Raw genomic sequence first — 19011 nt, 5'->3', positions numbered from 1 at the left:
CGATCGTATGAACCGATCATCGTGTCCCTGCTAGGTTGCCCATTGGCTTCTCAGACACCGCTCCATCGTCGCGGGCTCAATGTCGATCACGGACAGTCTCGTCGCCGCGATCGGTACATATCGCAGCGGTTCGCCGAGCAAGGCCTCGACGAACGGGGATATGCGGCGAGCCCGTTGAAATTGCCGAGCAGTCGCTCGACCACCCGCCTAGATGGACCCGGCCACGATCGCGATGCCGGATGCGAATGCCGCAATCATCACAGCCGCGCTAAAACACATGCCCTTTGAATAATTGTTTCGGCTTGACACATGCTAAAAGTGGATGAGATGATGCTAATGATACGAAATATGCATGTAGGCGAAGATGGAAACCCGGGACCTTCAGACCTTCCTTGCGGTTGCTGCCAGCGGCAGCATTACCAAGGCGGCTGATATGCTCGGGCGTTCCCAGCCAGCGGTGACACGCACCATTCAGGATCTCGAGGCCGAGCTTGGCTTCGAATTGCTGCACCGGGTCGGTCGACGGGTGCAGTTGTCCGAAGAGGGTGTCGCCTTCGAAGAGGAAGCGCGGCGCTTGCTGATGTCCTTCACGGAACTCGCAGCGCGAGCCAAGATGATCGCCGCCGGCAGGGGGCGGATCCTGCAGATTGTCACAACCTCCGCCATCGGGACTGGCTTGATCCCGACGGCCATGGCTGAGCTCAAGGGCGTCGAGCTTCCGCACGAGACGCATCTTGGGCAGTTTCTTCCCTCGATCGTCGCCCAGGAAGTGCGCAGCGGACGTGCCGAGATCGGGTTTTCAAGCCTGCCGCTCGATACGCCCGGTTTGGATGTTCTACGGCTGTATTCGGCACCTGATGTTGCTGCCGTGCGGGAGGACGACCCGCTGGCTGAACTTGACGTCATACCGCTTTCGGCCTTTGCCGGTCGCCGCGTCGCTACGTTGCTCAATCCGCTGCGTTTTCAGATGCATGTCGCCAAGGCACTGGCTGCCCGGGGCATCGACACCGGACCAGTGATCCGGACCAATACTGCATATGGCGCGTTGCAGATCGTGCGCCATACGGGTGTCGCGGCCGTCATCGATCCCCTCACCGCCTACGGCGTGGCCCTGCCTGGGGTCGTCATTCGCCCGATCGACGTAACCGTTCTCTTCTATTGGGGCGTTGTGGCTGCCGAAAAACGTCCCCTTCGACCAGTCGCGCAGGCGTTGATGGAGGCGGTCGAAGCGGTGGCTGAACGGTCGATCGCCGGTTTCAGGAAGCTCGATCCGGCCTTAGCCGGACAATTGGTGACCGATCCTGAATCGGGCACCAATCACGGAACTGGAATATGAAGCATACCCCCACCCAGCCGATGTCGACAGGTCTTGCTGCGCTGGAAGCACAGCTTACTCAAGATCTCGACTTTCTCGAGCTGCCCGCCAAGCCCTGGGTCCCCGAGCGTTCGCGCGATGGCGTGCCGGTCCGTGACGTCGTGGTGATCGGCGCCGGCATGTGCGGACTTGCGGCGACGGCAAAGCTGGTGCTGACCGGGATCACCAATGTCGTCGCCTACGATGCGGCGCCTGCCGGGCTCGAAGGACCATGGGTAACGTTTGCCCGCATGCAAACGCTTCGGTCGCCGAAGACCCTCCACGGTCCGGCGCTCGGCCTACCGCAACTGACGTTCCGCGCCTGGTTCACTGCGCAGTGGGGAGTCGAGGCCTGGCAGTCGCTGGACAAGATCCCCAAAGGGCAGTGGATGGATTACCTGATCTGGTACCGCAAGCTGCTCGGTCTGCCGGTGCGCAATGGCGTGCGGATGATGGGCATATCGCCAGTTGGTGATCTCATCGCAATCGATATCGATGGTGACGAAACGGACCGGGTTCTCACTCGTCATCTCGTTCTGGCCACAGGTCGGTCCGGTCTGGGCGGTTTTGCCGTGCCCGACTTCCTCATGGGTATCGACCGCGCCTATTGGGCCCATTCCGCCGACGACATCGATTTCGGTGCGCTGAAAGGTAAGCGCGTGGCGGTCATCGGCGCTGGTGCCTCTTCCATGGACAATGCCGCAACGGCGCTCGAAGCGGGCGCGGGCTCTGTGGACATGTTGATCCGGCGCAAGGAAATGCCTCGCATCAACAAGCTGACCGGCATAGGCAGCCAGGGTGTCGTCCTCGGCATGTACCATTTGCCCGATGACTGGAAGTGGAAGTTTTTCGACTACACCGCCTCGACCCAGACGCCGCCGCCGCGTTCATCGACGCTTCGGGTGTCTCGTCATGCGAATGCTCGGTTCTTTCTCGACTGTGGCATAGTCGCGGTAAAGCAAGATGCGGAAGGCCTTCTGGTCGAAACCACACAAGGGCCGATGCGCTACGATTTCATGATCGCGGCAACCGGCTTTTCGAACGACTTCAGCGACCGCCCGGAATTTGCAGCACTCGCCCCATACATCCGCACCTGGTCGGATGGTCGATATACGCCGGATATGGGTCCGTCGCGTAGGGGCATGTCGGATGCCCCGGATCTCGGTCCTGCCTTCGAATTCCGGGAACGGGTTCCAGGCTCTTGCCCGATGCTGGCGCATATCCACTGCTTCAACGACGCGGCCATGCTGACCCACGGCAAGGTCTCCGGCGACATCCCGGCTGTCAGTGCCGGCGCCGACCGTCTGGTCCGCGGCATTGCCGCATCGCTTTTTGTCGAAGACGTCGAAACCCACTTCGCCAATCTCATGGCTTACGACACCCCAGAACTTCTAGGCGATGAGTGGGTGGATTCAACACCCTTGCCACATAAGGAGGCCGCGTTGTGATCGACGCGATGGACAAGGCCGCCGGTCTTTCACCGGATGATGCCCTTTTCGCCGCACGGCGGTTTCGGCCCGAATTCGTGCAGGGGGCGGAAGAATGTCGCCTCTCCGTCCTGCAGCCGGCAAACGATCAGGGACTGGCGCCGAATTTAAGGGTTGCCCTTGCCCGTCGCATGGCCGCCCTGAATGGCGATCCGGTCCTAATGGCCGAATATGATGTGCAACTGGCTCAGCTTGGTCCAACTGAGCAGCTTCTGGCCCTGGCCCAGGGTGAAACGGATTTGAACGAACCCCTGGCGACCATCGTCCGTCATGTTGACCTGATCACCCTGACGCCGAAAAAGGCGGAAGCGAGCCATATCGCCCTCCTCGTTAAGGCCGGATTGAACAATCCTCAGATCGTCGCGCTCTCCGAGCTGATTGCCTTTGTCAACTTCCAGACACGGGTGGCGGCCGGGTTGCGCCTGATGAGGTCGACATGATTTCCTCTGTTCGTCTGAAGCCATTGAATTGGCATCCGTACATCGCGCCGGTCGAGCTATCCGGGGCCACGCCGGAACAGCTGGAAGCGATGAAGGTCACGCCATCGGCCAAGAAAGTTTCGGAATATGTGCGCACCCTTGCGCATGACCCAGAGAGCTATCTTGCCCGCACCATCTTGTTCAACGCAATCATGTATGTCGAAGGCGGGCTTGCCCGTCCCGACCGCGAACTTGGTGCATTGGGTGCGTCGATCGTCAACGGTTGCAAATTCTGTGCCGTTGTTCACGCCCGCCGGCACGCGGAACTGACCAAGAGCGACGAAGTGGTCACCGCGCTGTATCTCGACAAACCTGAAGCGCTCGGCCCGCGCGATGCGGCAATCTACAGCTTTGCCCGCCGCCTGTCGGCGGCACCGTCGGAAGCGACGGCAGACGATATCGCCGCGCTTCGATCAGTCGGCATGGATGACTGCGAGGTCATCGACCTGATCCACGCCATATCGATCTTCGGCTGGGCAAACCGGCTGATGCACGTTCTCGGCCATGCGGAGAGCGGGTGATGATGTTGCATGCGGTCAAGGCACTCCGTCCCACACTCTGAAGGGCACCAACCAGAAATGCTTGAACTCAAAGATATAAAGCTGTCGTACGGAAGCACGCAGGTCCTGAACGGCGTCAATCTCTCGGTAAAGCGAGGCGACGTTGTGTCAATCATCGGCCCCAGCGGCACCGGCAAGACCACCCTGCTGAAATGCATCAACTACCTGGTTAAGCCGGCATCTGGAACCATCGCGTTCGATCAGATTCGGATGGATTACCAGCGCGCCGACAAGGCAGCTATCCAGGCGATCAGGCTCCGGACAGCGATGGTCTTTCAGCAATTCAACGTCTTCAAGAACATGACCGTCCTCCAAAACGTCATGGATCCGCTGGTCGTCGTGCAGCGCAAATCCACGGACGAGGCCCGTGATATCGCGCTTAGGGAGCTTGAACGAGTTGGCCTCTCCGCTAAGCGGGACAGCTATCCGTCCCAACTGTCAGGCGGACAGCTCCAACGGACTGGAATCGCACGAGCGCTAGCGGTTCGGCCGGATGTGATGCTCTTCGACGAACCGACATCATCGCTTGATCCTGAACTGGTCGGTGAAGTTCTGAAGGTGATCAAAGACGTCACGTCGTCCGGGATCACTTCGCTGCTTGTGACCCACGAGATGCAATTCGCCAAGAACATCTCAAACCGGATCGTCTTCATGGATCGTGGCGTGGTTGCCGCCGACGGCAGTCCGGCTGAGATCTTCGATGCGCCTTCCAGCCCACGACTTGCTCAATTCCTACAGTCAGAACTTGCTTTTCAATAGCTCAACAAGAAGGAACTTAAGAAATGTCTGCAATCAAATCCGGTTTTTCCCGTCGTTATGCCCTGGCCGTCGTCGGCGGAATCGCAATTGGCCTTGCGACAGCAGGGATCAGTTATGGTCAGACCGTTCGGGCAATCAAGATCGCGACGTCGGCCGAATCCAAGCCGCTGGCATGGGGCGCGCTCGGCGTCGAGCCGCAAGGCTATGAACCCGACCTCCTGAGGGCGATTAACGCAAAGTTGCCGCAGTACAAGTTCGAAATGGAAGGTGTTTCTGATATCGCGCAGGAAACCGGCCTGGCCACAGGCAAGTACGACATCGCGGTCGGTGGCTACTACAAGTCGCCCGAGCGCGCCAAGCAGTTCTTCATTCCGGAAAACCCCATGGGTGCCAGCCTGATGAAGATCTACAGCAAGAAAGGCAGCGGCATCAATGAAATGAAAGACCTGGTCGGCAAGAGGATCGTTCCGACCACGGCCGGCGGCGGAACCTACAAGTTTATTATGAATTGGCAAAAAGAAAATCCGCAATACAAGCTTGATGTCACGGCATCGAGTGCCGGTATTCCGTACCCGAACCGACTAGACGAAGTTCAGAACGGCAAGTTCGACGCGTTGGTCCTGCCTTCAAACCTGGGTGAGCAGACTGTCATCGATGAAAAGAAGCTCGACATCGTGGCGTCGGAGCCAGTCTTTAGCAACAACACCTATATGCTTATTCACAACTCGGATGAAAACAAGGTTTTGGTCGATGATGTGAACAAAGTTCTCAAGGAATTAAAAGACGACGGCACGATCGAAAAGCTCTCGCAGAAGTGGTTCGGCGAAGGCATCGTCAAGTATATGAAATAACACGACCATCGACGTAGATATTTGTTAGTCAGCGGCAAGGCTGAATTGCAAGAAGGAATGTTTCAAAGTGGATGTTTCTGCTATGATTCCCGAGTTGCTCTCGGCGTTGCCGCTGACGCTCGCCATCACGTTTACGGCCATGTTCGTCGGCTTTTGCTTGGCGCTCGTCGCGGCAACACTCCGGGTTCGCAGGATACCAGTGGTCAGCCACCTGACCGACCTCTACGTGTCCTATGCCCGGAGCGTTCCCGTCGTCCTCCAGTTGTTTGTAGCATTCTACGGGCTTCCCTTGTTGGTGGCCCTGATGGGCGCTGAAGATTTCTTCTCGCCGACGATCGCTGCGATGGTCGGACTGAGCTTTTACCACGGCGGGTATCTGTCGGAAGTCATGCGGCCCGCATACCTGGCCGTCGATCGCGGCCAGCATGATGCCGCCGACAGTCTGGGATATACCTTTCGCCAGAAGATCGCTCGCGTAGTGGGTCCTCAGGCGGTGCACTTTGCATTGCCGGGCTATGGAAACTCCATCATCTACCTGATCCACAACGTTGCGCTGGTCATGTACATCGGGGCGGCGGACGTGATGGCGACCGCGCACTTGATCATGCAGCGCGACTATAACCAGTACCAGTTCGAAACATACCTCGTCCTGGCGGTCATCTATGCGCTGATGTGCCTGATCGCGTGGTTCATCGTGCGCTTCTTCGAGCTTCGCTCGCCGATGCAAGCTCCTGAGGCGATGACAACAACTCAGATCAAGAACGCGCTCATCGCCAGCGTCTGACCTAAAGGGTATTCAACCATGTTCGATACCGATATTTTGCTCCAGGACACGCAGGAAATTCTGGGCGCCGTACCTGTAACGCTTGGAATGGCGCTCACGATTTTCGTCTTGTCGACGATAGTCGGCAGCATTTTTGCACTCGTCGAATATAGACGAGTCCCGGTGCTGCGAGAGCTCATCATGGCTTACAAAATCGTCTTCAAGGGCGTTCCGATGGTCATCGTGATTTTCCTCGCCTATTTCGGTCTGCCCCCGGCATTCCAGTTCCTGCTCTCGTTGCTCGGGATCAACTTCAACGCCCATGAAACACCCAACTGGGTCATCCTTGTTATTGCGGTGACAGGCTGTATTGCTGCGTTCCAATCGGAGATTATCAAGGGCGCCCTGAACGCCTTCGACACCGGTCAGTCAGACGCCGCCCATTCGCTGGGCTATACAAACGGCCAACTGTTCCGACGGATTCTATTTCCCCAGGTGGTCCTCACGGCAATTCCCGATCTTACAACCTCGATGATGGTCATCATGAAGGCGTTGTCTCTCGGATTCGCCATCGAGGTTGTCGACATCTTCGCCCAGTCCCAGTTGACCGCCGCGCTGAACTACTACTACCTCGAAGCCTTCGTGATTGCCGTCGTGATCTACATGTTGATTGCCTATATCGTCACCCAGATTGCCGACAGGCTGGAGCAGGCGCTGAGGGTGCGGACCTAAGGGTAGCCTCCTCGCAGCTCTCTTGAGCGGCATTCGTTCAGCTGAATCGCATCCTCTACAGGGAACGTGGGATGACCCCACGGCATCGGGAAAGGCGGCGAAGAAGCTGCTCATGAGCTGGCGGCCGGCCGTCACCCGACGCCGATCAGCCGGCGCCATCTCAATGAGCAATCGGGCGACACATCAGGTGGTCAACGACGCGGCTGCAAGTTCGGCATGGGTTGAGGGCCGCGACAGCCTTGGATCCCCAATGACTGCAACAGGAGCATTACCATGCGGGTGAGTATTCTAGGCGCCGGAGCGATTGCTTACGGCCTTGCCGCCTATTTGGCGGAAGCGGGACACGACCCTATGCTTTGGTCGCCGTCGGGAGAGCGCACCAAGAAGTTAGCTGCCGGCGAATTGCTGAAGGCCACGGGGGCTATCGAGGCAAGGGTGCCGGTGCGCATCGCCAAGGATTGCAAAGATGCCGTTGCCAATGCAGACGTCGTAGTAATCGCGCTGCCGGCTAACGGCCACAAGATGGTGATGGATGCTGCCACTCCCTATCTGAGCGAGGGTGTGCCGGTCATCATCAGTTCGCACAGTTCCTTCGGGGCGCTGTACCTCTCCAAGCAGCTGGCGGAGCGCAAGGTCAGCCTGCCGATCGTCGTCTGGGGTACAACGCTCGTGACCGGCCGCCAGAGCGGACCGACTGAAATCGATGTTGCCACCATTCGCCAAAAGCTTGATGTCGCGACGCTGCCTTTTAATGCGCTGGACCAAGGGTTAGAGCTTTGCACGGCCTTGTTCGGCGATCGTTTCGTCAAGCGCGACGGCTTGCTTGCTATCGCGCTCAGCAACCTCAATCCGCAGAACCATCTGGGAATCGTTCTTCTTAATCTCACACGCATGGAGAAGGGAGAGCAGTGGAGCCAGGCTGGGAACGTCACGCCGGCCGTCGGACGCTTTATCGAGGCTCTGGACGCCGAACGATTGGCGATCGCCGCCTTTTTTGGAATTGCCGTGCGCACCGTCGAAGAGCATTTTTCATTGTCGTTCCATGTCCCCATGAGCACTGTTTCGAAAATGAACCAGGAGATGGATCGCCAAGGCCGTGGCGGCTTTGGCCCGACAACTATCGAAAGCCGCTATATTCTTGAGGATGTTCCGTTCGGACTGCTGCCGACCGTATTTTTGGGGAAGATCAGCGGAAATCCAGCGGTTCTCCATGAATCTGGAATTTCCATATTGTCGGCAGCTTATGGTCGCGATCTCAAGGGAGATAATGATATTCTTCCTGCGCTCGGCATCGAGGGAATGGCAAAAGCGGATCTCGAAAACCTTTGTCGTAAGGGATTTTAACAGCTCTTCACGGTGGATTGCAGCACGGGCCAATACACCCGATAAGCCGCCGGCGAGCAAGACATGGCGGTCTCCTCGGCGAGCGCCTTGAGATTTTGCAAGCCTCGATATGTAAAAACATATCTGAGCGCTGGAATGATATGTTTTCATAGATCACGCTTTGCCAACCTGTCGAGTTTAGCAGAAGAGAACAAGACAGCCGCAGGGTTGGGTCGCTTGCACGGGAACCACGTTGAGTCATCGCTGCGGCAACAACGGGACGGATCTGGCGCGAAATCCGCAATTTAAGATCCGTGATTACATGAGGGATCACGCCTTCATGAGCTTCTATGATCACTTGGAAAAAACAGCCGTTTGACCCGAATCAGTTATTTTTCAGTGGCTAGGCGGTGTCAGGATTTTTCGTTGAAAATTATAGTCTGTATGCTATAAGGCAAGGCAGAATGAAAAACCAAAAGCTCGCAGTATGGATGGGGTCGTCGAAGGGCGACCTGCGCGAAGTTTCCGGTCGATGTTCGCCGGTTGATGGGTGTCGCAATCAACGACGCCCAGAATGGTGAGGAGCACCCGGCTGTCAAAGCCCTGAAAGGCTTTGGGGGCCGCAGCATCCTCGAGGTGGTCGACGACTTCGACGGAGATACCTACCGGGCCGTCTATGCGGTGCGCTTTGCCGGGGTGATCTACGTGCTTCATTGCTTCCAGAAGAAGTCGAAGAAGGGCAGGGAGACACCTAAGCACGAAATCGATCTCGTTACGGCGCGATTGAAGGCGGCCGAGGCGCACTACCGCGAAAATTATGGGAAAGGAACAAAGTCATGACAGAAGACATCACCGCCGAAGTGAGCAGCGGCAACGTGTTTGCGGACCTCGGCTTTGACAATCCCGAAGAGGAATTGCTCAAGGCCAAGCTGGCCCGCGAGATCCGCGCCATTATCAAGCGCCGGCGCCTGACCCAGGCGAAGTCGGCTGAACTGCTCGGAATGAAACAGCCCGACGTCTCCGCGATCGCCACCGGGCGCACGGGTAAGTTTTCAATAGACAGGCTGGTTCGCTGTCTGGACCGGCTCGACTACAAGGTCGACGTGGTGGTTCGTCACAAGCCTCGACGGTCAACTCGTGCTGAGGCCGCTTGATCAGCGGCTTTGCCGACGAGCGGACAATTGACTTTCCAGGTTGGATGGGCGCCACCGCGACCAGGACGGTAGGATTAGCGAAAAGCACGGGAACACGAAGGTGGACACCCTTCGTCAGACCTACGGCGACAATTTCGCAGCTGGGATCGCAGCGACGCGAAGCTATCGACGGTGTTGCAGCGCGCCGGCGTCGGCTCTCTAAGCCAGTACCTGAAGCAGAACAAATAATCGTCGCCTTGCGCCGTTTACGTCGGCACCGCCAATCTCCTGTATTTGCACGCTACGCCACTACGCCTCGACATAGGTGTTGAATCCACTCGAGATACGGCTCTCTTAATCATCCCCGTCCAGGGGCCGCCCATGTTCCCCCGGATCGAAACGGGGGACAGGATGGCAGCTTCGCCTTGCAATTCAGAAGGTCTGGCGCGCGGCGCACGCATGTTGCGCACGGCGCTCGGGCCTGCGATCGCGAGCTATCTCGACGACGCGGGCATCGTCGAAGTGATGCTCACCCCCGATGGACGTTTGTGGATCGATCGCCTGTCGGAGGGCGTATCCGACACAGGAGAGCGTCTGTCGGCGGCGGACGGCGAGCGCATCGTTCGCCTCGTCGCTCATCATGTCTGTGCCGAAGTCCATGCCGGCGCCCCACGCGTCTCGGCCGAGCTGCCCGAGACGGGCGAGCGGTTCGAGGGGCTTCTTCCTCCCGTCGTCGCGGCGCCCGCCTTCGAGCGCAAGGGCATTGTGGCCGAACTGGACCAAGTGCCCGCGGCGGCCACTGTGATCGCGCTGCATCCTGCGGTGCTGGCACGCTACGAGGAACAACTAAATCAACTGCAAGCGGGACTTGCAAAAGGCATTGTGGCAGGCGATGCCGAATCCGCAGAGGCGATGCGGGACTTGATCGAAACCGTCACTGTGTTTCGAGATCCATTGAAGATCGGCGGAATCGAAGTTGAAATCGCCGGGCGTCTAACCGCACTCCTGGGCGAGAATGCCTTCCCCAACGGCGTCAAAGCAGTGGGGGGTAAGGTGGTAGCGGGAGAGGGACTTGAACCCCCGACCCCAGGATTATGATTCCCGTGCTCTAACCAACTGAGCTACCCCGCCAGGGCGGCGAAAGGCCCGAAATCCGCCTTAAATCGAAAGGCATGTCGAGGCGTTCGCCAAGGTCGCGCGGATATAAGGTTGGGACACCAAGCCTGTCAAGCATCGATGCAGCCGGCATGCCGACATATCGGCGTCGCCGAAATGCTTTGCCGGGCAGACATTTGAGCAGAGCTACCGGGGTTGAGTTCGATGAGGCACGTCGCTATGTCTCGGCCACGAAAGTCATGGTCTGAAATTGATGAAACCGCGCATTGCAGTCCTCGGTTGCGGATACTGGGGCAGCAACCACATCCGCACCCTCAAGGCGCTCGGCGCGCTGCACGCGGTTTCGGACGTCAATCCTGCCCGTGCCGAGGGGTTCGCCAGCGAGCAGGATTGCCTGGCGATCGAGCCCGAGGCGCTGTTTGGCCGCAAAGATGTCGACGCCATCGTCATGGCGCTGCCGCCGCAGTTCCACGCCGACATGGCGGTGCGTGCCGTCAAGGGCGGCAAGGATGTGCTGGTGGAAAAGCCGATCGCGCTGACGGTGGCCGATGCCGAGCGCTCGGTGAAGGCGGCGGCCGACAATGGCCGCGTCTTCATGGTTGGCCATGTGCTGCGTTTTCATCCCGCTTTCGAAACGCTGAAGGCGCTGATCGATAATGGCGAGCTTGGCGAGGTGCGCTACATCCACTCGCATCGGCTCGGGCTCGGCAAGTTCCATACCGAAAACGACGCGCTGTGGGATCTTGCGCCGCACGATCTGTCGATGATCCTGGCGATCACCGGCTCGGAGCCCGTCGAGGTGCGCGGCGAGGGAGCCGCCCTGCTCGACAAGCTCAGCGACTTCGCGCATCTGCACATGCGCTTTCCCAACGGCTTGCGCAGCCATCTCTTCGCCTCGCGGCTCAATCCCTACCGCGAGCGGCGGCTGACCGTGGTCGGCACCAAGGCGATGGCGGTGTTCGACGATGTCGAACCGTGGGAGCGCAAGCTCGCCGTCTACCGCCACGCGGTGTGGCAAGACAGCGGGCAATGGGCCTTCACCGCCAACGAGCCGTCCTATGTGGCGGTCGGCGAGGGCATGCCGCTGACGCGTGAGCTGGAACATTTCATCCAGTGCATCGAGACGCGGGCCGAACCCCGCACCAGCGGCGAGGAAGCCATCCGGGTGCTGCGCATCCTGACCGCCGGTACGGTCGCCCATTCCGGATCGCCTTCCTGAGAGAAAAGTGCTGTCGCTGCCCTATTCGGCGGGAACCTGCGCCGGCCGGGCCGCAAGCCGGTTCAGCATCGCCTCGGCCTCGGCGCCGCGCTCGGAACGCTCGATGAAGCCACCGCCGAACACGCGGGCCTCGTTGCCGTCGTCGGAATAGAGCACGCAGGCCTGACCAGGCGCGATGCCGGACTCACCGTCGACCAGCTCGACAAAGGTGCCGCCGGCCCGGTGGTGCAGCACGGCCGGGCGCGGCGGACGCGTCGAGCGGACCTTGGCAAACAGCTCGAGCCCGGCCGCCGGAATGTCGGACAGCGGCCCGTCGCCCAGCCAGTTCATGTTGCGCAGGTAGATCTTGTGCGTCTCAAGCGCCTCGCGCGGACCAACGACGACGCGGGCGCGATCGGCATCGAGATGGACGACGTAGAGCGGCTCGCCCGAAGCGATGCCGATGCCGCGGCGCTGGCCGATCGTATAGCGCAAAATGCCTTCATGGCGGCCGAGCACGCGGCCGTCTATGTGGACGATGTCGCCCGAATTGGCCGCGGCCGGCTTAAGCTTGGCGATGATGTCGGAATATTTGCCCTGCGGCACGAAGCAGATGTCCTGGCTGTCCTGCTTGGCGGCGACCGCCAGCCCCATTTCCTCGGCAATGGCGCGAACCTGCGGCTTCGACAGGCCGCCGAGCGGAAAGCGCAGATAGTCGATCTGTGCCTGCGTGGTGGCGAACAGGAAATAGCTCTGATCACGATCCGCGTCGACCGGCCGGTAGAGAGCGCGATGGGCGCCGTTGGCGCTAGAACGGATGTAGTGGCCGGTGGCCAGCGCGTCGGCGCCGAGCTCCAGCGCGGTCGCCAGAAGGTCGGCAAACTTCACCGTCTGGTTGCAGGAGACGCAAGGGATCGGCGTTTCGCCGGCCACATAGCTCTCGGCGAACGGGTCGATCACCGCCTTGCGAAAGCGCTCCTCGTAGTTGAGCACATAATGCGGAATGCCGAGCGTCTCGGAAACGCGGCGGGCATCGTCGATATCCTGACCGGCGCAGCATGAGCCGGCCCGGTGCGTGGCCGCGCCATGGTCGTAGAGCTGGAGCGTGACGCCGACGACATCATAGCCTTCACGCTTCAAAAGACCGGCGACAACAGACGAATCGACGCCCCCCGACATGGCGACCACGATGCGGGTGTTTTGCGGGCTTTCGGGAAGGTCGAGGCTGTTCATGGTTCTTTCGTTCTGCGCGGCGCCCGATTGACGGGGCTTGAATGCCAATGGCCGGAATATAGGTCAAGCACTGCGGGTGCGCCAGCTTTGCGGCGGCGCCGATTTTTTCGATCAAATTCCGCGCTTGCCGGCGGATGTTTCAAATGCCGACGAAAACACTAACGCGGCGTTCATGATCCTTACCTAGCTATTAGGGTTCGCTTAGGCAATTTTTAAAGCTGTGGTGGTAATGTGGTGGGGATTGGGTCTTTGAGTTTTTAGTAGAGAGTACGATGACCGATCTAGTTAGACCGCGAGTCAAATATGTTATCGGGCCTGACGGCAGCCCTCTTACGATCGCCGATCTGCCGCCGACGAACACACGTCGCTGGGTTATCCGGCGCAAGGCGGAAGTGGTCGCCGCGGTGCGCGGCGGGCTGTTGAGCCTCGAAGAAGCGTGCCAGCGCTACAAGCTGACCACCGAGGAATTCCTGTCCTGGCAGGCATCGATCGATGAATACGGCCTTGCCGGGCTGCGCACGACGCGCATCCAGCAATACCGCCATTGAACTGATTCCAGGACTATGGAAGGCGCGGCAATTCGCGCCCTTTTGTTTTGCCGGAACGATTCTCCCGTATCAGGCCGTAAGCACCACTTTGCCGATTGGCCTGGTGCCAAGAAAGGCATGCGCGGCGCCAGCCTGTTCAAGCGGAAAGGCTTTCGCCACGTGAATGGCAAGCTCTTTCGCGTCGACCAGTCTGGCAAGCTCGACAAGGCCGTCGCGGTCGGGCACGACAGACATGCGTTCGACCCGGATACCTCGTGTCTTGGCCTCCTCCTTGGCAGCGTCGCCGACATTGAGCAGCGACACCAGCACGCCGCCGGGCTTGAGCACCTTCAGCGAGCGCTGCGCATGGTCGCCACCGACCGTTTCCAGGACGAGATCGATGTTGCCGATGCTGTCGACGAAATCGCCCTTGGTGTAGTCGACAACCTCATCGGCGCCGAGCGAGCGGACGAAATCGAGCTTTTGCGGACTGGCGGTGGCGATGACATAGGCGCCGCGCGCCTTGGCGATCTGAAGTGCCAGATGCCCAACGCCGCCGGCCGCGGCATGGATCAGCACGCGCTGGCCCTGTTTGAGCCCGCCATGGCGGACAAGGCCTTGCCAGGCCGTCAGGCCGGCCAGCGGCAGCGCCGCTGCGTGGACGTGATCGATGCCTTCCGGCTTCGGTGCAATCTCGTCCGCCGGTACGGCGGCCAGTTCAGCATAGGCCGCCGCCTGCTTGGGAAAACGCGGCATGCCGAACACGGCGTCGCCAATCTTCAGGCCAGTCGTGCCCGAGCCTAGTGCCTCCACGGTTCCCGAAAAATCCCAGCCCAGAATGAAGGGCGGCTCGCCGAGCAGCGGATAATGGCCGCCGCGCACGGCGCCATCGACCGGATTGATGCCTGCTGCCTTGATGCGAACAAGCACTTCGCCTGCCTGAGGTATCGGGTCGGGTCGATTTGCGATGACGAGGACATCAGGTCCGCCGACGGAATTCTGGACAACGGCACGCATGGGAGTCTCCTGCTGGTTGGTGTGCCGCTATCATTTGGATAGTAATATTCCGTTGTCTAGTATGTACCTTCCTGATATCTAGGCACCTCATGGATAGCGAAGACAGATCCCCTTTCGGTTATGACGCGTTCCGCCGGACGTGCCCGTCGCACACCGTGCTCGAAATGCTCGCCAGCAAATGGGTCTATCTGGTGGTTTGCGCCTTGCGCCGCGAACGGCTACGCAACGGCGAGCTGGCGCGCAAACTCGAAGGCATCACGCCGAAAATGCTGACGCAGACGCTGCGCGTCCTCGAACGCGACGGTCTGGTGCGGCGTGAGATCTTTCCGGTCATCCCGCCGCGGGTCGAATATGAACTGACAGAACTCGGTCAGAACCTGGCGGGGCTGCTCAGCCAGATCAGGGCCTGGTCGGAGCAGCATGCCCCCGACATCAAGGATGCCCGCGCGCGCGCGGTCGCGGGACAGGAAAGGGATTTGGTGGGCTGAAACTGGCGCCCGTTTGGCGAGTGGTGGCTTTCCATGGTCGAAGCCCTGATTGCCGCGTGCCGATTGGGCCTGAGGCCCTGTTTTCAGCCGATCATGGCGCTGCGGGTGCCGGTCTCGGCGTCGCGGATCTTGGTGTCGCGCGATTCGAGCATTTCCGCCTTGGAAAGCTCCGCCTCGGCTTCGCCGAGCAGTGATTCGGCGATGCCTCGCTGCTGAGCGAGGTCGCTTTGCGAATTTCTGAGATTGTCGCGACGCAAGCGCGCCGCCTTGGCGAAGGTCGGATAGGCAAAATGGTTGATGTCGGTGATGCCAGCCTTCTTTTCCTCGGCGGTGATCTGAAGTTCCAGTTCGACAGCCATGCGCTCGAATTCGGCGATCATCATGTCGAGTTGCAGCAGCTGCCGCCGCTTCTCGTTCACCTGAAACTGCTTCAGTCGAACGAGGTTTTCACGTGACTTCATGATTCGGTACTCCTGGAAACGCACACCTGCACATATCGTCCAATCCGCTCCGGCAAGCCGAGGCTTCACCCGTTTCCACCGGCTTTCCCGGAACTATGGGAAACAAACCCCTAAAGTTTTTTGCCGTCGGTAACCATTCGTTTACGGGCATTGTTAATCATACGGCTCAGGACTTAAGGCCGGGTAAAAATTCCGGTTCTCGGCTGGGAAGCGTGGCCAGCGAGTCCCTGGAGTCACTTAGTCTGGCTTATTAATGTGTTGCATTAGCGGTTTGGTTCTGTGATTCATCATTAGATTCAACAAGGTGTAGAAAGGGGTTAAAAAATCTGATACCGTCATCAGCACGGAATTAGGTTTTGTTAACCATTCGATGGCAGCCTCTGCTCTAGGCAATCACTGCTCCGGTCCTGGACGGGTCATGAAATGGTCCGGCAGCAGAAAAGGGGAATGAAATGCGTGTTCTGCTGATAGAAGATGACAGTGCAACCGCACAAAGCATCGAGCTGATGCTGAAATCGGAAAGTTTCAATGTCTATACGACCGATCTTGGCGAAGAAGGTGTCGATCTAGGCAAGCTCTACGACTACGACATCATCCTTCTCGACCTCAATCTTCCCGATATGTCGGGATATGAAGTCTTGAGGACACTTCGTCTTTCCAAGGTGAAGACGCCGATCCTGATCCTCTCCGGCATGGCCGGCATCGAGGACAAGGTGCGCGGTCTCGGCTTCGGCGCCGACGATTACATGACCAAGCCGTTTCACAAGGATGAGCTGGTTGCCCGCATTCACGCCATCGTGCGACGTTCCAAGGGCCATGCCCAGTCGGTCATCACCACCGGCGACCTGGTGGTCAACCTTGACGCCAAGACCGTCGAGGTCGGCGGCCAGCGCGTGCATCTGACCGGCAAGGAATACCAGATGCTGGAGTTGCTCTCGCTGCGCAAGGGCACGACGCTGACGAAGGAGATGTTCCTCAACCACCTTTACGGCGGCATGGACGAACCGGAACTGAAGATCATCGACGTCTTCATCTGCAAGCTGCGCAAGAAGCTCGACGCCGCTTCCGGCGGCCAGAATTACATCGAGACGGTCTGGGGCCGCGGCTATGTGCTGCGCGAACCCGAGGATATCCGCGTCAGCGCCTGAAACGCCCTTTCGATTGGTTTTCCCACAAAAGCCCGGCTTCTGCCGGGTTTTTGCTTTTTGAACAGCTGCTCGTGAACCGGCGTCAGGCGGCGATTTTCAAGTTGCGGAAGCATTCGAGCAGTTGCGGGCGATTGAACGGCTTCAGCAGATAGCCTTGAGCGCCGGCGCGCTTTGCCTTCATGATCGACGCGACCTCGACCTCAACCAGCGAAATCAGGATCTGGGGCTGTACCGGGCTTGCCATGGCGCGCACGCGGCGGATGACGTCCGCCGCCTGCATATCCGGCAAGGCGCCATCGACGATGATGATATCCGGCATATCGGCTGCACACATCTCGACCGCTTCAAACCCGCTGGCGGCTTCGATGACCAGCATGTCGGGGCCACCCAGGATGCGCTTTGCAACCTTCCTGATGACGCTCGAATCGTCGATGAACATGCAGCGTTTCATTTCCGGGCCTTCTTTGCCGGCGGCGTCGCGGGGGCTGAAAGGCACCATAGGCTCAATCCGGTAAAGAAGCCGAAAAGCCATTGGGTAAAATTTTTGTAAAGGCGCTATTTACATGTTCTTCTTCGTCGATACTTCGACTTTGTCAGATCGGCAAATTTTGCCGCGACGGCACTAGGTATTGTTGGAAAAGTTCTTTATCTGTGCTTGCCGGCTGGCGAATGGCCCCAATCACAGGTTTGGGAGAGGATCATGCGTCCGAAGCGCTGTGCAGCGCTGCAGGAAGTTTCAGGCTTTCAGGCTGCCGAAAGCACGATTTCTTCCGCGGTTGCGTGGATCGATATCGTCATGTTGGCTTCGCGCGCCAGGAGCAGCGTGTAATAGGGCTGCACCGAATGCGCGTCGATCGGCTCCTCGGGCCGGTGGCCGGAATGGAGTTCGAGGAACTTCGGCGGCACGCGCAGCATCGGGCCGCTCGCGGCCAGGGCAAAGCGCGGCTCGGCGTCAAGGTTTTGAAGCGTGACCACAAGCTTGCCGCCACGCGGGATGGCGGCGTTGGCGACGAGAATGAGATTGAGCAGCAGCTTGACCTTGTTCTTGGGCAACAGTTCGCGGTTTCCGTTCCAGACCAGTTCCGGCTTTTCGTTCTTGAGGAAAGCGATGGCAACGGCTTCCGCGTCCCCGGTGTCGATCATCATGCCGGCGGAACCAGCCGCGCCGAAGGCGATACGGGCGAATTGCAGGCGGGCCGAAGCATTTCTGGCGCTCTGGCGGATCAGTTTCATGGCGTCCTCGTCGGCGCCGCCTTCATCGAGCAGCTCAAGCCCGTTGTTTATGGCGCCGACCGGCGAAATGATGTCGTGGCAGACCCGGCTGCACAAAAGCGCCGCGAGATCGGGTGCGGAAAGGGTAAAAAGCTCGGCCATCAGCGAAAAGTCCCTGCAAAATTTCACAACCAATGGCCGGGCGATCGACAATCACGCCTGTCCACACGAATCACGCTCGCTCCAAGGCATTCTGAATACACAGCGCTTGTGCGCGCATCAACAAATCCAGAATTGTCGTGATAGAAAATGGTGCGTTCACGCAAGTGGATGCGCGGGCGAGCCAAACCAGGCCGAAACCAGCCTTCGAACCGCCATCTTCATGTGAAAGCTTAATGGTTGAAAAAGAATTACGGCATAGTTTGTCCGTAACAGTCATCCTTAACGGCCGCCGAAGAGCCGCACGGATGCGAGGCGTCGGCGAAAGTGCTCCCTGACGGAGATTGGAAGCATGTTTTCCCGATTCTACGACCGGACTTTTTTCCGTGTCATCCCCGACCGGACCCTTGTCCGTGTCATCTCAGACCGGAACTTTTTCCGTGTCCTCGCAATGACGATCGCTCTCATGGGCCTTGTCGTTCTTTCACCCTCGGCTTCGCGGGCCCAGGAATACACCGCTCAGGAGATTGTTGATTCCGGTCACAAATTCTTTGGAGCGACATCGGGCGGACTCGCCACCGTCGTCGAGAAGATCTTCGCCTCCTACGGCTTGCCCAACGGCTATCTGCTCGGCGAGGAGGGGTCCGGCGCGCTGATCGGCGGCCTGACCTATGGCGAAGGCACGCTCTACACCAAGAATGCCGGCGATCACAAAGTGTTCTGGCAGGGCCCGTCGCTTGGCTGGGATTTCGGCGGCGAGGGCTCGCGGGTGATGATGCTGGTCTATAACCTTGATGATGTGAACAGCCTCTACAATCGTTTCGGCGGCGTTGCCGGCTCGGCCTATATCGTGGCCGGCGTCGGCTTCAACGTCATGAAGAACAACAATGTGCTGCTGGTGCCGATCCGTACCGGCGTTGGCGCCCGGCTCGGCGTCAATCTCGGTTACCTCAAGCTTACCCAGCGGGCAACCTGGAATCCGTTCTGAGCAGGCATTTGCATCATCTCGAT

The 19011-nt window shown here is 59.2% G+C and carries 21 protein-coding genes, 1 tRNA gene and 2 pseudogenes; 18 read left to right on the top strand and 6 right to left on the bottom strand.

Going from position 1 to position 19011, the window contains the following annotated elements:
* Positions 1-364: 364 nt before the first annotated feature.
* The 13 genes and pseudogenes from MESS4_RS28185 to MESS4_RS34150 form a co-directional block, all read left to right on the top strand.
* Positions 365-1336, top strand: a complete 972-nt coding sequence (locus MESS4_RS28185) for a LysR family transcriptional regulator (RefSeq protein WP_006338703.1) — start codon at positions 365-367, stop codon at positions 1334-1336.
* Positions 1333-2802 carry an NAD(P)/FAD-dependent oxidoreductase gene (locus MESS4_RS28180; RefSeq protein WP_006338701.1) on the top strand — a complete coding sequence of 490 codons (1470 nt, stop codon included), beginning with the start codon at positions 1333-1335 and terminating at the stop codon, positions 2800-2802. Before MESS4_RS28185 ends, MESS4_RS28180 begins: the two co-directional genes overlap by 4 nt.
* A complete protein-coding gene (locus tag MESS4_RS28175; RefSeq protein ID WP_036242366.1) occupies positions 2799-3281 on the top strand; it encodes a hypothetical protein in 483 nt (160 codons plus the stop codon). The genes MESS4_RS28180 and MESS4_RS28175 overlap by 4 nt, the downstream gene beginning before the upstream one ends.
* The gene (locus tag MESS4_RS28170; protein ID WP_006338696.1) at positions 3278-3841 is read left to right on the top strand and encodes a peroxidase-related enzyme; all 564 of its coding nucleotides are present in this window, start codon (positions 3278-3280) and stop codon (positions 3839-3841) included. Before MESS4_RS28175 ends, MESS4_RS28170 begins: the two co-directional genes overlap by 4 nt.
* A gap of 57 nt (positions 3842-3898) precedes the next feature.
* Positions 3899-4639 carry an amino acid ABC transporter ATP-binding protein gene (locus MESS4_RS28165; protein ID WP_006338695.1) on the top strand — a complete coding sequence of 247 codons (741 nt, stop codon included), beginning with the start codon at positions 3899-3901 and terminating at the stop codon, positions 4637-4639.
* 23 nt (positions 4640-4662) lie between these two features.
* A complete protein-coding gene (locus tag MESS4_RS28160; RefSeq protein ID WP_006338694.1) occupies positions 4663-5490 on the top strand; it encodes a transporter substrate-binding domain-containing protein in 828 nt (275 codons plus the stop codon).
* A gap of 67 nt (positions 5491-5557) precedes the next feature.
* A complete protein-coding gene (locus MESS4_RS28155; RefSeq protein WP_036242364.1) occupies positions 5558-6274 on the top strand; it encodes an amino acid ABC transporter permease in 717 nt (238 codons plus the stop codon).
* A gap of 18 nt (positions 6275-6292) precedes the next feature.
* A complete protein-coding gene (locus tag MESS4_RS28150; protein WP_006338692.1) occupies positions 6293-6985 on the top strand; it encodes an amino acid ABC transporter permease in 693 nt (230 codons plus the stop codon).
* A 273-nt stretch (positions 6986-7258) separates the two neighbouring features.
* Positions 7259-8329: an NAD/NADP-dependent octopine/nopaline dehydrogenase family protein gene (locus MESS4_RS28145; RefSeq protein ID WP_006338691.1), complete on the top strand. Its 1071-nt coding sequence runs from the start codon at positions 7259-7261 to the stop codon at positions 8327-8329.
* 525 nt (positions 8330-8854) lie between these two features.
* A complete protein-coding gene (locus MESS4_RS28140) occupies positions 8855-9148 on the top strand; it encodes a type II toxin-antitoxin system RelE/ParE family toxin (RefSeq protein ID WP_006338688.1) in 294 nt (97 codons plus the stop codon).
* Entirely contained in the window at positions 9145-9462 is a 318-nt protein-coding gene (locus MESS4_RS28135) for a helix-turn-helix transcriptional regulator (RefSeq protein WP_006338687.1), read from the top strand. The genes MESS4_RS28140 and MESS4_RS28135 overlap by 4 nt, the downstream gene beginning before the upstream one ends.
* Positions 9463-9502: 40 nt before the next feature.
* Positions 9503-9690 (top strand): annotated as a pseudogene (locus MESS4_RS34845) (hypothetical protein).
* 162 nt (positions 9691-9852) lie between these two features.
* A pseudogene (locus tag MESS4_RS34150) lies at positions 9853-10191 on the top strand (P-type conjugative transfer ATPase TrbB); the annotation flags it as partial.
* A 304-nt stretch (positions 10192-10495) separates the two neighbouring features.
* Here the strand turns inward: MESS4_RS34150 and MESS4_RS28125 are convergent.
* Positions 10496-10572, bottom strand: a tRNA-Met gene (locus tag MESS4_RS28125).
* A 238-nt stretch (positions 10573-10810) separates the two neighbouring features.
* On the opposite strand from MESS4_RS28125, the gene MESS4_RS28120 reads away from it, so the two are divergent.
* Complete coding sequence (locus MESS4_RS28120; protein WP_006338684.1) at positions 10811-11776, top strand: Gfo/Idh/MocA family oxidoreductase; 966 nt, start codon at positions 10811-10813, stop codon at positions 11774-11776.
* 21 nt (positions 11777-11797) lie between these two features.
* On the opposite strand, the gene mnmA is transcribed toward MESS4_RS28120, so the two are convergent.
* The gene (gene mnmA, locus MESS4_RS28115) at positions 11798-12988 is read right to left on the bottom strand and encodes a tRNA 2-thiouridine(34) synthase MnmA (protein ID WP_006338683.1); all 1191 of its coding nucleotides are present in this window, start codon (positions 12986-12988) and stop codon (positions 11798-11800) included.
* 272 nt (positions 12989-13260) lie between these two features.
* Between mnmA and MESS4_RS28110 the strand changes: the two genes are divergently transcribed.
* Entirely contained in the window at positions 13261-13536 is a 276-nt protein-coding gene (locus MESS4_RS28110; protein ID WP_006203587.1) for a DUF1153 domain-containing protein, read from the top strand.
* A gap of 69 nt (positions 13537-13605) precedes the next feature.
* Here MESS4_RS28110 and MESS4_RS28105 read toward each other — a convergent pair whose 3' ends face one another.
* Positions 13606-14532 carry an NADP-dependent oxidoreductase gene (locus MESS4_RS28105; protein WP_006338673.1) on the bottom strand — a complete coding sequence of 309 codons (927 nt, stop codon included), beginning with the start codon at positions 14530-14532 and terminating at the stop codon, positions 13606-13608.
* Between the two features lie 89 nt (positions 14533-14621).
* Here MESS4_RS28105 and MESS4_RS28100 point away from each other — a divergent pair, with 89 nt between their 5' ends.
* A complete protein-coding gene (locus MESS4_RS28100) occupies positions 14622-15020 on the top strand; it encodes a helix-turn-helix domain-containing protein (protein ID WP_036242354.1) in 399 nt (132 codons plus the stop codon).
* An 83-nt stretch (positions 15021-15103) separates the two neighbouring features.
* Here MESS4_RS28100 and MESS4_RS28095 read toward each other — a convergent pair whose 3' ends face one another.
* Entirely contained in the window at positions 15104-15481 is a 378-nt protein-coding gene (locus MESS4_RS28095; protein WP_006338669.1) for a hypothetical protein, read from the bottom strand.
* Between the two features lie 452 nt (positions 15482-15933).
* Between MESS4_RS28095 and ctrA the strand changes: the two genes are divergently transcribed.
* On the top strand, positions 15934-16629 hold the full coding sequence (ctrA, locus tag MESS4_RS28090) for a cell cycle two-component system response regulator CtrA (protein ID WP_006203583.1): 696 nt from the start codon (positions 15934-15936) through the stop codon (positions 16627-16629).
* 82 nt (positions 16630-16711) lie between these two features.
* Here ctrA and MESS4_RS28085 read toward each other — a convergent pair whose 3' ends face one another.
* Positions 16712-17080: a response regulator gene (locus tag MESS4_RS28085; protein WP_036242458.1), complete on the bottom strand. Its 369-nt coding sequence runs from the start codon at positions 17078-17080 to the stop codon at positions 16712-16714.
* Between the two features lie 293 nt (positions 17081-17373).
* Positions 17374-18003, bottom strand: coding sequence for a histidine phosphotransferase family protein (locus MESS4_RS28080; RefSeq protein ID WP_006338666.1), 630 nt, complete (start codon positions 18001-18003; stop codon positions 17374-17376).
* 448 nt (positions 18004-18451) lie between these two features.
* On the opposite strand from MESS4_RS28080, the gene MESS4_RS28075 reads away from it, so the two are divergent.
* Positions 18452-18988 carry an EipA family protein gene (locus tag MESS4_RS28075; RefSeq protein ID WP_051070945.1) on the top strand — a complete coding sequence of 179 codons (537 nt, stop codon included), beginning with the start codon at positions 18452-18454 and terminating at the stop codon, positions 18986-18988.
* The last annotated feature ends 23 nt before the right edge of the window (positions 18989-19011 follow it).

Source organism: Mesorhizobium sp. STM 4661 (genome assembly GCF_000359125.1).
Lineage (GTDB): Bacteria > Pseudomonadota > Alphaproteobacteria > Rhizobiales > Rhizobiaceae > Mesorhizobium.
This window is presented reverse-complemented; position numbering and strand designations above follow the sequence as displayed.

Excerpts from the sequence above, each read along its gene's own strand:
- MESS4_RS28185 (WP_006338703.1), top strand. The coding sequence starts at position 365 with ATGGAAACCCGGGACCTTCAGACCTTCCTTGCGGTTGCTGCCAGCGGC.
- MESS4_RS28180 (WP_006338701.1), top strand. The coding sequence starts at position 1,333 with ATGAAGCATACCCCCACCCAGCCGATGTCGACAGGTCTTGCTGCGCTG.
- MESS4_RS28170 (WP_006338696.1), top strand. The coding sequence starts at position 3,278 with ATGATTTCCTCTGTTCGTCTGAAGCCATTGAATTGGCATCCGTACATC.
- MESS4_RS28165 (WP_006338695.1), top strand. The coding sequence starts at position 3,899 with ATGCTTGAACTCAAAGATATAAAGCTGTCGTACGGAAGCACGCAGGTC.
- MESS4_RS28160 (WP_006338694.1), top strand. The coding sequence starts at position 4,663 with ATGTCTGCAATCAAATCCGGTTTTTCCCGTCGTTATGCCCTGGCCGTC.
- MESS4_RS28150 (WP_006338692.1), top strand. The coding sequence starts at position 6,293 with ATGTTCGATACCGATATTTTGCTCCAGGACACGCAGGAAATTCTGGGC.
- MESS4_RS28145 (WP_006338691.1), top strand. The coding sequence starts at position 7,259 with ATGCGGGTGAGTATTCTAGGCGCCGGAGCGATTGCTTACGGCCTTGCC.
- MESS4_RS28140 (WP_006338688.1), top strand. The coding sequence starts at position 8,855 with ATGGGTGTCGCAATCAACGACGCCCAGAATGGTGAGGAGCACCCGGCT.
- MESS4_RS28135 (WP_006338687.1), top strand. The coding sequence starts at position 9,145 with ATGACAGAAGACATCACCGCCGAAGTGAGCAGCGGCAACGTGTTTGCG.
- MESS4_RS28120 (WP_006338684.1), top strand. The coding sequence starts at position 10,811 with ATGAAACCGCGCATTGCAGTCCTCGGTTGCGGATACTGGGGCAGCAAC.
- mnmA (WP_006338683.1), bottom strand. The coding sequence starts at position 12,988 with ATGAACAGCCTCGACCTTCCCGAAAGCCCGCAAAACACCCGCATCGTG.
- MESS4_RS28110 (WP_006203587.1), top strand. The coding sequence starts at position 13,261 with ATGACCGATCTAGTTAGACCGCGAGTCAAATATGTTATCGGGCCTGAC.
- MESS4_RS28105 (WP_006338673.1), bottom strand. The coding sequence starts at position 14,532 with ATGCGTGCCGTTGTCCAGAATTCCGTCGGCGGACCTGATGTCCTCGTC.
- MESS4_RS28100 (WP_036242354.1), top strand. The coding sequence starts at position 14,622 with ATGGATAGCGAAGACAGATCCCCTTTCGGTTATGACGCGTTCCGCCGG.
- MESS4_RS28095 (WP_006338669.1), bottom strand. The coding sequence starts at position 15,481 with ATGAAGTCACGTGAAAACCTCGTTCGACTGAAGCAGTTTCAGGTGAAC.
- ctrA (WP_006203583.1), top strand. The coding sequence starts at position 15,934 with ATGCGTGTTCTGCTGATAGAAGATGACAGTGCAACCGCACAAAGCATC.
- MESS4_RS28085 (WP_036242458.1), bottom strand. The coding sequence starts at position 17,080 with ATGAAACGCTGCATGTTCATCGACGATTCGAGCGTCATCAGGAAGGTT.
- MESS4_RS28080 (WP_006338666.1), bottom strand. The coding sequence starts at position 18,003 with ATGGCCGAGCTTTTTACCCTTTCCGCACCCGATCTCGCGGCGCTTTTG.
- MESS4_RS28075 (WP_051070945.1), top strand. The coding sequence starts at position 18,452 with ATGACGATCGCTCTCATGGGCCTTGTCGTTCTTTCACCCTCGGCTTCG.